Annotated in this window: 11 protein-coding genes and 2 pseudogenes; all 13 read right to left on the minus strand. The window is 42.3% G+C overall.

Annotated features, from left to right (window positions below):
• Positions 1 to 839, minus strand: an 839-nt coding sequence (locus ADH92_RS08260) for an aldo/keto reductase (protein ID WP_049498093.1), incomplete at its 3' end; no start/stop codon positions are given.
• On the minus strand, positions 836 to 1,054 hold the full coding sequence (locus ADH92_RS08265; RefSeq protein ID WP_049498094.1) for a hypothetical protein: 219 nt from the start codon (positions 1,052 to 1,054) through the stop codon (positions 836 to 838). The genes ADH92_RS08260 and ADH92_RS08265, both read right to left, overlap by 4 nt.
• A gap of 131 nt (positions 1,055 to 1,185) precedes the next feature.
• Positions 1,186 to 2,343 (minus strand): N-acetylglucosamine-6-phosphate deacetylase, encoded by a 1,158-nt coding sequence (gene nagA / locus ADH92_RS08270; protein ID WP_037608475.1) that lies wholly within the window; start codon positions 2,341 to 2,343, stop codon positions 1,186 to 1,188.
• A gap of 153 nt (positions 2,344 to 2,496) precedes the next feature.
• The gene (locus tag ADH92_RS08275) at positions 2,497 to 4,128 is read right to left on the minus strand and encodes a Na/Pi cotransporter family protein (RefSeq protein ID WP_049498095.1); all 1,632 of its coding nucleotides are present in this window, start codon (positions 4,126 to 4,128) and stop codon (positions 2,497 to 2,499) included.
• Positions 4,129 to 4,575: 447 nt separating this feature from the next.
• A complete protein-coding gene (gene rbfA, locus ADH92_RS08280; protein ID WP_003003976.1) occupies positions 4,576 to 4,926 on the minus strand; it encodes a 30S ribosome-binding factor RbfA in 351 nt (116 codons plus the stop codon).
• Positions 4,927 to 5,000: 74 nt separating this feature from the next.
• Positions 5,001 to 7,496, minus strand: a pseudogene (infB, locus tag ADH92_RS08285) (translation initiation factor IF-2); the annotation flags it as partial.
• 95 nt (positions 7,497 to 7,591) lie between these two features.
• A pseudogene (locus ADH92_RS11550) lies at positions 7,592 to 7,715 on the minus strand (translation initiation factor IF-2 N-terminal domain-containing protein); the annotation flags it as partial.
• 16 nt (positions 7,716 to 7,731) lie between these two features.
• Entirely contained in the window at positions 7,732 to 8,031 is a 300-nt protein-coding gene (locus ADH92_RS08290; protein WP_003010399.1) for a YlxQ-related RNA-binding protein, read from the minus strand.
• Complete coding sequence (gene rnpM / locus ADH92_RS08295; protein WP_003010401.1) at positions 8,024 to 8,320, minus strand: RNase P modulator RnpM; 297 nt, start codon at positions 8,318 to 8,320, stop codon at positions 8,024 to 8,026. Before rnpM ends, ADH92_RS08290 begins: the two co-directional genes overlap by 8 nt.
• A gap of 14 nt (positions 8,321 to 8,334) precedes the next feature.
• Positions 8,335 to 9,477, minus strand: coding sequence for a transcription termination factor NusA (gene nusA, locus ADH92_RS08300; RefSeq protein WP_003010402.1), 1,143 nt, complete (start codon positions 9,475 to 9,477; stop codon positions 8,335 to 8,337).
• Positions 9,478 to 9,521: 44 nt separating this feature from the next.
• Positions 9,522 to 10,001, minus strand: a complete 480-nt coding sequence (gene rimP, locus ADH92_RS08305; RefSeq protein WP_021154518.1) for a ribosome maturation factor RimP — start codon at positions 9,999 to 10,001, stop codon at positions 9,522 to 9,524.
• A gap of 97 nt (positions 10,002 to 10,098) precedes the next feature.
• Complete coding sequence (trmB, locus tag ADH92_RS08310) at positions 10,099 to 10,734, minus strand: tRNA (guanosine(46)-N7)-methyltransferase TrmB (protein WP_024056398.1); 636 nt, start codon at positions 10,732 to 10,734, stop codon at positions 10,099 to 10,101.
• Entirely contained in the window at positions 10,731 to 11,525 is a 795-nt protein-coding gene (gene ccrZ, locus ADH92_RS08315; protein WP_003003852.1) for a cell cycle regulator CcrZ, read from the minus strand. Before ccrZ ends, trmB begins: the two co-directional genes overlap by 4 nt.
• Positions 11,526 to 11,638: the final 113 nt, after the last annotated feature.

Below are 11,638 nucleotides of genomic sequence, written 5' to 3' on the forward strand. Positions count from 1 at the left end.
AAATCCTTGGTGTCTGGATCTGGTGCACCTGCTTCAACCGGAAGATGGCGAAGGAGTTCCATATCATCTGCCGTCAATTCAAAATCAAAGCAATTTAAATTACTCGCAATCCGCTCAGGTGTAACCGATTTTGGCAGTGGAAGGAAACCTTCTTGCAAACTCCAAGCCAAGGCTAGTTGAGCGACCGTCTTTCCATATTTAGTAGCCATTTCTTTTACTTGTTCATTTTGGAACAATTCTCCTTGGCCAAAAGGTCCCCAAGCCTCTAGTAAAATGCCATGCTTACGACTCGCTGCAATGGCTTCGCTTTGGTAAACCCCAGGTGCTAGACGAATTTGGTTCACAGACGGAATGACCCGAGCTGTTTCAAGGAGGGCTTCCAAATGATGAGGCAGAAAATTGCTAATACCAATAGCTCGAACCTTGCCAGCAGCTAGCATATCTTCCATTGCCCGCCAAACCTCAGCATTTCGTTGTTTCCAAGCATCATTTTCTCGAAGAGGTTTTGGATTTGGCCAATGAATCAAATAAAGATCTACATAGTCCAAGCCTAGTTTCTCAAGAGACTCTTCCAAAGCAGCTTGAGCGTCTTCATAGGTGTGATGAGTATTCCAAAGTTTGGTGGTAATAAACAGGTCTTCGCGCGCAAGACCACTGTCTTTAATGGCCCGACCCACACTCTCTTCATTCTGATAAATCGCAGCTGTATCGATATGGCGGTAACCTGCTTTTAAAGCAGCTAAGACAGCTTGATAGGCTTCTTCTCCATCCGCTGCTTTCCACGTCCCAAATCCCAATACAGGAATCTCCACCCCATTATTTAAACGATAATGATTCATTTTTTCTTTCCTTTCTTCGATTTCGGTTTCTTAGGCCCTCGAAGCTTGAGCTCTGGCTTAAAAATATTTTTCTTGGTTGGCTCCATCTTCTTGCTATAAAAACTATAGAGTAAAAATGACCCACCAACGATCACAATAAAGATATTTTTTCTTACAATCCCATAGAGCAAGAAAAAAATTCCCATCAATAAAAAACGTATATCAATTGCCTTCATAAGCTACCTCACATTTCAATTCCCATTATAGCATGAAAAGACAGCATTCACAAAATTGCACTACCATTGGTAAACAAAAACCTCTCTAGGTATGACCTAGAGAGGAAGTATTCTATCTTCGATTCTTGAATCTAATTCGTCGCCTGGTAACGTTTGACCCCATCGAGATAGGTCGCAACCAGATCCAAATTTTGATCAAGCACGATGAAGTCCGCATCATATCCTTCACGGATTTGACCACAAACATCATCAATATGAACTGATTTTGCCGGATTGAGGCTGGCCATCATCACTGCTTCGTGAGGGTTAGCAATCCCCCACTCTACAACATTTTTTAATCCATCTTTCAATTTCAAGATTGAGCCAGCTAGATTACCAGTTGATTTCAAGCGAGCAGTCCCTTCAGCGACCACAACTGGGAATTCCCCAAGCATGTAGTCCCCATCTTCTAAGCCCCCGGCTGTCATACAGTCCGTAATCAAGGCAACATTTTCTTTCCCTTTTTGTTTCATCAGGATATCACACGCTAGAGGATCAACGTGATGGCCATCACAAATCAACTCTGCTGTAGTATGAGGCAACTCATACATGGCACCAACCATACCGAGTTCACGGTGCGTCAAACCACGCATACCATTGTAGGCATGCACCCAGACACTCGCACCTGCATCAACCGCTTTTTTAGCTTCTTCAAAAGTAGCATTGGAGTGTCCCAGAGCGACAGTCACCCCTTCTCCTGTAATGGTCCGAACAAAGTCTTCTACCCCTTCACGCTCGGGAGCAAGGGCAATCTTATTCAACAGACCATTGGCAGCTTTTTGCCAAGCCCGGAATTCTTCCATACTTGGATCCTTCATATAAGATGGGTTTTGAGCTCCCTTGTATTTTTCTGTAAAATAAGGTCCTTCAAAATAAATCCCGCGAATCTTGGCTCCTGTTGCTTCTTTGTATCGTGCACCGATATTTTCCGTTACTGCCAAAAGTTGTTCGTAAGAGGAAGTCAAGGTCGTAGGCAAAAAACTCGTAACCCCTGTACTCAAGAGACCTTCACTCATGGTATGGAGAGTGCCTTCGATATTGTTATCCATCACATCTACCCCACCAAATCCGTGAATATGGGTATCTACGAGGCCAGGCGCAATGCTGTAACCAGAATAATCCAGCACATCCGCACCTTCTGGCAAGCTTTCCACATGTTTTCCAAACTTGCCATCAACAAGCTCCAAATAGCCTCCGCGGCGAACCCCATGTGGGTAATAAAATTGATCTGCTTTAATATATGTAGACATAAAATCGTCCTTTCCATTGTAGGAACTGTGTTCCATTTATATTCATACATATTATAACGCTTTCACTTCCATTTGTAAATGGTCTAGACCTATTTTTGAATAGAATCCAACAAAAAACAGAGTAAGCTTCCTACTTACTCTGTTTGACGTTCCTTAAATTTGCTCGATTTGTACTTTTTCAGCTAGATTCATGGCATGGTCTGCAACACGTGTATAGTGAGAAATGATATCAATAAAGTTCACTCCGGCTTGTGGCGTACATTCACCTTGGTTCAAACGACGAATATGAGTTTTCCGAAGTCTTTTCTCCAATTTTTCAATTGCCTCGTGACGTGCTACCAATTGGTTTGCAAGACTCACATCATTGTGCTCGATAGCTTTCAAAGCATCCTCTACAAATTGATGGGTTTGGTTGTAAATATCTTCCAATTCAGCCAAGGCCGCTTCTGAAAAGACCACTTTCTTACGAATTAAATAATCGGTCAGATTGATCAAGGCTTCCGCGTGATCTCCAATCCGCTCCAAATCCCGTGAAGAATCCAAGATATTGGTGAGAACTTCACTTTCTCTCGGACTCAAGGCTTCACTTGACAAACGAATCAGGTAGCGAGTCAAATCATCATCGATGGTATTGATGGCTTCTTCTGTCTTATGACCCTTTTCAGCTGTTTTCTCATTTTGATGAACAATATAATCATAAGAGAGGCTAAAGGCTTTATCTGCATATCCACCTAAATGAAGCAACTCTTTTTTCGCATTTCCAAGAGCAATCGAAGGCGCTTGGGTGATCAAGTTTTCATCCAAGTAGAGCGGTTCATATTTGACAACCTCATCCTCACCAGGAATCAGCTTGGTCACAAAGTATGCCAAAGCTCCAATGAATGGGAACTGGATGATGGTATTGGTTATATTAAAGGTTCCGTGAGCAAAGGCTATGGTCATTTCTGGGGATAAATGAAGAGTCGTTTCAAACCATTGAATCAAAGAGGTAAACGGAACAAGGAAGACAAGACAGATAATGGTTCCGATAACATTAAAGGCTACATGGGCACCTGCCACACGTTTGGCCGCAATATTAGCTCCCAAGGAAGCAATGATAGCTGTAATGGTCGTTCCGATATTATCACCAAAGAGAACTGGGAGGGCTCCTTTCAGGTCAATCAAATGACTAGCATAGAGATTTTGCAAGATACCAATGGTTGCAGAAGAGGCCTGAATCAAAAGTGTTAAGCCTGATCCAACAAAGACACCCAAGATAGGACTTTTACTTAACTGCACCATATAGTCACGAAAGACTTGCAAATCTTTAAGAGGTTCCATAGCCCCACTCATCAAGTTGAGGGCAAAGAAGATACCACCGACACCAAAAACGATTCGTCCAACATTATTAACCAAACGATTTTTGGTAAAGAAGAGACAAACCGCTCCGATAAAGAGCATGGGAAGAGCGTAGTCTCCTAATTTAAAACCAATGATAAAGGAGGTAATAGTCGTTCCAATATTGGCCCCCATAACAATACCAATAGCTTGACGGAGGGTTAGAAGTCCTGCACTCACCAGACCGACCGTAATCACTGTAACCCCTGAACTCGACTGAATCAAGGCAGTCATCCCAATCCCTACTAGAACCCCTAGAAAGGGATTACTCGTATATTTATCAATATAGTATCGAAGTCGATCTCCTGCAGCCTGTTGCAAGCCTTCTCCCATGGTTTTAATACTATAGAGAAAGAGCCCCAGGCCTCCCAAAAAGTTAAATACAATTTCCTGCCAGTTAATCGACATGTTCATTCCTCCAAATTTGAGATCAGAAATAAAACTCCTCTCCTATTGTAAAGGATAATTTCCAATCACACAAGAGATTTCTGTAAATTTCTATTATTTTTTGAAACCGTTTTTTTCTTTCTGTTTTATTTTCCTCATTTTAAGAGTCAAAAAAAGTTGGAAATTTCCAACCCGAGACTGTAGACAAACTATTCTTTTTTATAAATCTAATAAATTCTATAAAAAGAAATGTTACTCGTTAGAGTGATTCAATCATCTACTGAAACTTTTCGTCGTGAGAAAAGTACCTGAAACTTAATAGTTTCAGGTACTCGGAATTATTGAGACCTTAGGCTCAATAATTAGTCATGGAACTTCGAAGAAGTTCGCTGACGTCCGTACTCACCTAAGGAAAGTTTCTAAGAAGACTTTATCTTTTAATCTGGGCGTGGAAAATTTCCAACCTCTCTAGTCTTTGTTCAAATTGCGCAACATCTCATCGATCTTATTTCCGTATTCGATAGACTCGTCTTTGACAAAAGTAAGATCCGGAATCTTGTACAGTTTCAAATTCCGACCTAATTCACGCTTGATGGTTCCTGTTGCTTTTTCAAGGCCTGTCTGAGCCTTTTGATTGTCTGAAGCCAAATCACTCATAATTGAATAATACACTTTGGCCATAGACAAATCACCTAGCATTTGAACATCCGTAATGGTGACACCTTGAACACGCGGGTCACGGACTTTCTTTTGTAAAATCTCGTTGACTTCACGCTTGATTTCCATCCCTACTCGATCTGTCCGAAAATGACTTGCCATAGGAACTCCTTTCTGCTTTGTGTTTAAAAACTAGGAAATCAGAGGAGAACCCTCTTTTTTCCTAGTCAGCTTGCTTATTTTTTAATTTCTTCCATGATGTAGGCTTCGATGGTATCATCAGTCTTGATATCATTGTAACCTTCAATCATCAATCCACCTTCACGACCATTTGTGATCTCTTTGACATCATCTTTGAAGTGTTTCAAGCTTGCAAGAGCACCGTCATAGATCACGACACCGTCACGAATGACACGGACTTTGGAATCACGTGTAACCTTACCACTAAGGACCATAAATCCACCAATGGTACCCACTTTAGAGACTTTAAAGGTTTCACGAATCACTGCTTCCCCGATGACTTTCTCTTCGAACTCAGGATCCAACATTCCCTTCATAGCATCTTCCATTTCTTCAATCACTTTGTAGATAATTGAGTGAAGACGGATTTCTACCTCATCAGCTTCAGCTTGTTGACGTGCTTGTGGCGTAGGGCGGACGTTAAATCCGATGATGAAGGCATTTGAAGCTTCTGCAAGGGTCACGTCTGATTCGTTGATCGCACCAACTGCTGAGTGAACGATGGTCACTTTCACACCTTCCACTTCAATCTTTTGAAGGGAGGCAGCAAGGGCTTCAACCGAACCTTGTACATCGGCTTTAATGATGACATTAACAGATTTCACTTCCCCAGCCTTCAAGGTATCAAAGAGATTTTCAAGGCTGACGCGGTTGGTTGCTTGACGTTGTTTCATCAGAGCACGTTTGGCACGTTCTTCACCCGCTGCACGCGCTGATTTTTCATCTTCATAAACCGCGAAGTGGTCACCCGCCATTGGCGCTTCGTTCAAACCAGTGATAGAAACCGGAGTAGATGGTCCTGCCACCTTCACACGACGTCCAAGGTCATTGGTCATGGCACGGACACGTCCAAAGGTATTTCCGACAACGATTGGGTCTTGAACATTCAAGGTACCTTGTTGAACAAGGAGGGTTGCCACCGCACCTTTTCCTTTATCCAAGCGCGCTTCGATAACAGTACCGATGGCACGAACAGTTGGATCTGCCTTGAGTTCTTGGATTTCAGCCACAAGAAGGACCGTTTCCAAGAGTTCGTCGATATTTTGGTTGAACTTAGCTGAGATTTCTACAAACTCAGAATCGCCACCCCAAGCAGTTGACATAACCCCATGCTCTGCCAATTCACCGATGACACGCTCTGGGTTGGCACCTGGTTTATCAATCTTGTTAATAGCCACAATGATTGGGACATTGGCAGCTTTTGAGTGGTTGATGGCTTCGATGGTCTGTGGCATCACCCCATCATCTGCTGCTACAACCAAGATGGTAATATCGGTAACAGATGCACCACGCGCCCGCATAGAAGTAAAGGCCGCGTGTCCAGGTGTATCCAAGAAGGTAATCTTCTTACCATTTTCCACGATTTGGTAGGCACCGATGTGCTGGGTGATTCCTCCCGCTTCACCTGTTGCTACACGGGAATTACGAAGGGTATCCAAAAGGGTAGTCTTCCCGTGGTCAACGTGTCCCATGATGGTGACAACTGGTGGACGCTCTACCAACTCATCTGGATTCAAATAACCATCTTCAACGAAGAAGCGTTCGATATCGGCATTGTCTACTTCAACCTTTTTCTTGGCTTCAATTCCATAATCCACCATCAAGAGTTCAATCGTATCTCCATCCAGCGATTGGTTTTGAGTCGCCATGACTCCCATCATAAAGAGTTTCTTGACGATTTCAGCCGGTTCACGCTTGATGCGTTTTGCGATTTCTGCAACCGTCATTCCATCCGTATACTCAAATTCACTTGGTAATTCATGGAATTTACGCTCTGTTACTGGTTTTGGAGCATCATTACGGTTGTTCTTTCCTTTTTTATTTTTCTTATTGTTATTCCAGTTACTATTTCTCTGATTTCTCACTTGATTTTGACTATTTCGATTCCTTTGTTGTTTTCTTGGACCATCTTCTTCACGATCAAAATCATCGCGTTTCTTATCTGGTCGCGCTTGTTTCTTCCGACGTGTATCGACTTGAGCTGGAGCAGCAGCAACAGCTGGTTTTGTATGGTTCTCAACAGCTGGCTCCTGTACAGGTGCTTTCACTTCTGGTGCTTCTACCCGTTTCCGGCGCTGTTGACGTTCTTGTTCTGCTTTTGCAGCTTGTTGTTTGTAGCGATCTTCACTTCCACGTGCGTACTCAGCATTTTGTTCAGCTTTCAGTGCTGCTGCACGCGCTTTGAAATCAACTTTTGGTGCTACTTGGGGTTGTGCACTACGTCTTTGATCTGGTCGGTTATTGCGACGCTCAGAACCTTGATTTCGTTGTTCATTTCGCTCTTGTGGTCGTTGATTTCGGTTGTCACCATGACGCTGATTGTCTTTGCGATCACGTTTTGGACGATTGTCTTGTTGTTTCCTACGTTCAGCCTGTTCTTTTGCACGCGCTTCTCGTTCCGCTTTAAAGTTACGACTCTTTGGTTTAGCAGCTGGCGTTACTGATTTTGTCTCAGTTGCTCCTTCTTTTTTGACGGGCGCTGCTTCTTTTTTCTCTGCGACAGCCGTTGCCTTGGCAGCCACTTCTGCTACTTTCTTTTCGACTGTTTCTTTTTTCGCTGCAAAGCTCTTGATCAACTTTTCAGCAACATCAGTATCGACACTAGATGCATGACTCTTGACGTCAAAACCTAATTCTTTCGCACGAGTGACGACTTCCTTACTTTCCTTGCCCAATTCTTTGGCAATTTCGTATAATCTTTTCTTAGACAATTGCTGTCCTCCTCTTCTATTCCATAAGAGACCTCATTTTCTTTGAAAATCCAGCATCTACAACAGCGACGACCTTACGAGCACGTCCAATTGCAGTGCTTAATTCTAGTGTTGAAAACACGGTAGATACTTGAACCTCATAATAGTGACCCTTATCTGTCACCTTTTTTGTCAGGTTACTAGCTGCATCATTTGCCAGAAAAACTAATTTTGCTTTTTCTTCCTGGATTGCTTTGATCACGAGTTCTTCTCCAGAAATGAGTTTTCCTGCTCTTTGCGCCAAGCCCAACAAATTACTTATCTTTTGTTTATTCAAGGCCTAACTCTCTTCTCTTCACCTTATGATCTACATAAGCGATCAATTCATCATAGAAAGCTTCTTCCACTTCCATATTAAAGCTACGATTGAAAACTTTCTTTTTCTTAGCAAGTGCCGCTTCTTCATTGTCTAGCTTGATATAAGCACCTCGACCATTGGCTTTGCCAGTTGGATCGATAAAGACTTGTCCTTCTTTATTTTTGACAATGCGGAGCAAATCGCGCTTATCAATAATTTCATTTGAAACGACAGATTTTCTTAAAGGGATTTTTCTTGTTTTTACCATGTTCCCTCCCTCTCTTAATCGACTTGCTCTTCGCCACTTTCTACTTGGTCTTCAAAAGTTTCTTGAGCTGCTTCCATTTCTTCGAACTCACTAGCAGATTTGATATCGATGCGGTAACCAGTCAAATGAGCTGCCAAACGAACGTTTTGACCACGACGACCAATGGCAAGAGATAATTTGTTGTCTGGAACCACAACGAGAGCATGTTTGCTATCTTCATCATCAAAAATAACTTGGTCCACTTCTGCAGGAGCGATCGCATTGTAGATAAATTCAGCTGGATCTGGAACCCACTCGATGACATCGATATTTTCTTCTGTCGGAACCATACGGTCTAATTTTTGATCGTATCGAGCTGGGTGGAACTTGCTGGTAATCTTTTTAATATTCGATCCACCACGACCAACGATAGTCCCAATCGCATCTACGTTTGGATTATGGCTACGAACCGCAACTTTTGTACGATCTCCAGCTTCACGCGCTACACTCATAATCTCAACAGTTCCATCATAGACTTCAGGAATTTCTTGTTCCATCAAACGTTTGATCATTTCAGGATGGCTTCGGCTAACAAAGACATTGACACCACGTGGATTATCTTCTACCTTGTAGACAAAGACTTCAATTCGATCATGAGATTGGAACACTTCTCCTGGAATTTGGTCTTGCTTAGACAATTGTGCTTCGATCGAACCAAGATTGACATAGATAAATCGATTGTCAAAGCGCTCCACCGTTCCACTCATGATTTCATTTTCATGTTCTTTATAAGTGTTATAGGTGATGGTGCGCGTTTGCTTACGCATTTTTTCCATGATCGTTTGTTTAGCAGATTGAGCTGCTACACGACCAAATTCAGCTGGTGCTTCTTCAAACTTGATCTTATCCCCCAACTCATAAGCAGAACTAATGGCCAAGGCATCCTTCAAGCTGATTTCTAAACGGCTATCAAAGACTTCATCCACCACTTCACGAACCGTATAAACACGGAAATCTCCAGTTTTTTCATTGAATTCAATCGCTGCACTTTCTGATTGTCCATAACGACGGCGATAAGCTGAACGCAATGATTCTGTGACGGCTTCGATGATATCTTCTTTTTTGATCCCTTTGTCTTCTTCCAAAATGCGGAAGGCTTCTAGCATTTCTTTACTCATGTTTTTCTTGCCTCTACTATAAAGGCATCCTTTCTTTCATTCTGTTACAATTTTACAGCCAACCTTGCTTTGGACACAAGGTTATAAGGAATTTCTACAGTTTTCTTTCGTGTTTTATCCATATACTCAATGGTCAAAACATCTTCTTCAAAACCTACCAAGTTCCCCTCAAAGACCTTTTGCTTTTCAACAGCCTTATACAAGCTGATATTGACATACTTGCCAACAGCTCCCTCGAGTGCTTCCTTGGTTTTCAAAGGTCTCTCCAAGCCAGGACTGGTAACTTCTAAAAAGTACTGTTCTGGAAATGGATCTGGTTTGATTTGATCCAATAGCGGGCTAATGATTTCTGTCAAATCCGCTGTATCATTCAGTGTGATCCCTTCTGGTTTGTCTACGAAAATGCTTAAGACGTAGTCACCACCCATTTTGCCATATTCAACATCGACCAATTCAAATGGTTCTTTGATGGCAGGCTGAATCACTTCTGTTACTAAGTCAACAATCGTTGCGATGGTTGCCACCTCCTCATAGATAAGAGGCGAAGATATTTCCCCGCCTCTCCTTTTCTATTCATTTAAGGTATTATAACACGATTCCCCAATGATTGCAAGGAATATGCTAAAACTGTGCTTCTACACGGTAAATGACCTGTCCTTTACTTGAGAACTTTTTCTCATATTCCGTCATGACATTCCCCTCAAAATCACTAGCATGAAGGTCTAGCCAGACTCCCTTCAAAGTCATACCATACTGTGAAAAGCTCACCAAACTGTATTCAAACAGACCTCGATTATCTGTTTTAAAGTGAATCTCCCCATGTTCTGGAAGAATTTGCTTGAAGGTATCCAAGAAGGTCTTGTAAGTCAAGCGACGCTTCTCATGACGTTTCTTAGGCCAAGGATCTGAAAAATTCAGATAGAGTTGATCAATTTCCCCATCTTCAAAATAGTTGGTCAAGCTATCTCCGTCTACCCAAAGCAATTTAATGTTAGGAACATCAGCTTCTAAGACCTTATCTAAAGCATAACTCAAGACCGATTTTTGAATATCAATTCCGATGTAGTTGATCTCTGGATTGGCCTTGGCCATCCCAGTAATAAAGGCCCCTTTCCCGCTGCCCACTTCGATATGAATAGGATGGTCATTCCCAAAAATTTCATGCCACTTTCCCTTGGCATCTTCTGGATTTAGGACCACATATTGCGGATTCGCTTCTAATAATTCAGTCGCTCCCTTGCGATTTCTAACTCTCATATTTCCTTTCCATATTTCAACCGGAAATTGCGCAGAGCATAGATCTCGCGATTGACATTTTCTAAATCATTATTTTCATAGTATTTAGCAATTTGGCACAAGAAAGAGTATTGACCAAACCAATAGAGTTTATCAAATACTTTTTGATTGTACTTGTAGCCATAATAGCCTAACCAATCGCGCCAATTAGAATCTGGGATATAGTGACTCAAGATATGCGCCACATCCAACATCCTGTCTGTCAAACGAACAGAGTCCCAATCGACTAGATAAATCAAGCCGCTCTCTGTCTCAATCCAGTTACTATGACGGACATCTCCGTGGACAATCGTCGCATAATCCTCCCGAAAGGCAGGCACTGTCTTACGTAAATTCTTTACGACTGATTGGATATAGTGGTTCTGACGTAGGGCAATTGGCAACCGGTTGCTCCAAGAATTGAGCAATTCTAATGGAGATTCCACAGGATAGCCTAGTTTTTTCAATTGGGTCATCAAAGGTCTAGAACGGTGCAATCTCGTTAAAATATTGACGACTTGTTTTTTCGACATCCCATTAGGCGTGAGAATTTCCCCGTTCAACCATTCCTGGGCACTCATCACATTTCCATCTGGCAAGCGTCGACTCCATAACAATTGAGGAGCAATCTGTTCTTTTGCTAGACCCGCAAGGATTGGGGTCGTATTCATTTTTACAAAAACGCGCCCACCATCTGGGTAGGTCCCCATGTAGGCCTTCCCACTCTTCCCAGGAATTGGGGTGAGGCTTAGCTCTTTTTCATTCGAGTCCATCTTTTCCTCCGTAAAAAGTTTCCAATCTATTTTACTAATTTTAACGACTTTCGTCAACCAAGCGCGCCATCTTAAATGGAAGATAGAGTAGGATTAAAGCAACTGTATAAGCC

This window comes from Streptococcus parasanguinis (assembly GCF_001073155.1).
GTDB classification, from domain to species: Bacteria; Bacillota; Bacilli; order Lactobacillales; family Streptococcaceae; genus Streptococcus; species Streptococcus parasanguinis_D.

Excerpts from the sequence above, each read along its gene's own strand:
- rbfA (WP_003003976.1), bottom strand. The coding sequence starts at position 4,926 with ATGGCAAGTCATTTTCGGACAGATCGAGTAGGGATGGAAATCAAGCGT.
- ADH92_RS08275 (WP_049498095.1), bottom strand. The coding sequence starts at position 4,128 with ATGTCGATTAACTGGCAGGAAATTGTATTTAACTTTTTGGGAGGCCTG.
- nusA (WP_003010402.1), bottom strand. The coding sequence starts at position 9,477 with ATGAGTAAAGAAATGCTAGAAGCCTTCCGCATTTTGGAAGAAGACAAA.
- ccrZ (WP_003003852.1), bottom strand. The coding sequence starts at position 11,525 with ATGGACTCGAATGAAAAAGAGCTAAGCCTCACCCCAATTCCTGGGAAG.
- nagA (WP_037608475.1), bottom strand. The coding sequence starts at position 2,343 with ATGTCTACATATATTAAAGCAGATCAATTTTATTACCCACATGGGGTT.
- ADH92_RS08265 (WP_049498094.1), bottom strand. The coding sequence starts at position 1,054 with ATGAAGGCAATTGATATACGTTTTTTATTGATGGGAATTTTTTTCTTG.
- rnpM (WP_003010401.1), bottom strand. The coding sequence starts at position 8,320 with ATGGTAAAAACAAGAAAAATCCCTTTAAGAAAATCTGTCGTTTCAAAT.
- trmB (WP_024056398.1), bottom strand. The coding sequence starts at position 10,734 with ATGAGAGTTAGAAATCGCAAGGGAGCGACTGAATTATTAGAAGCGAAT.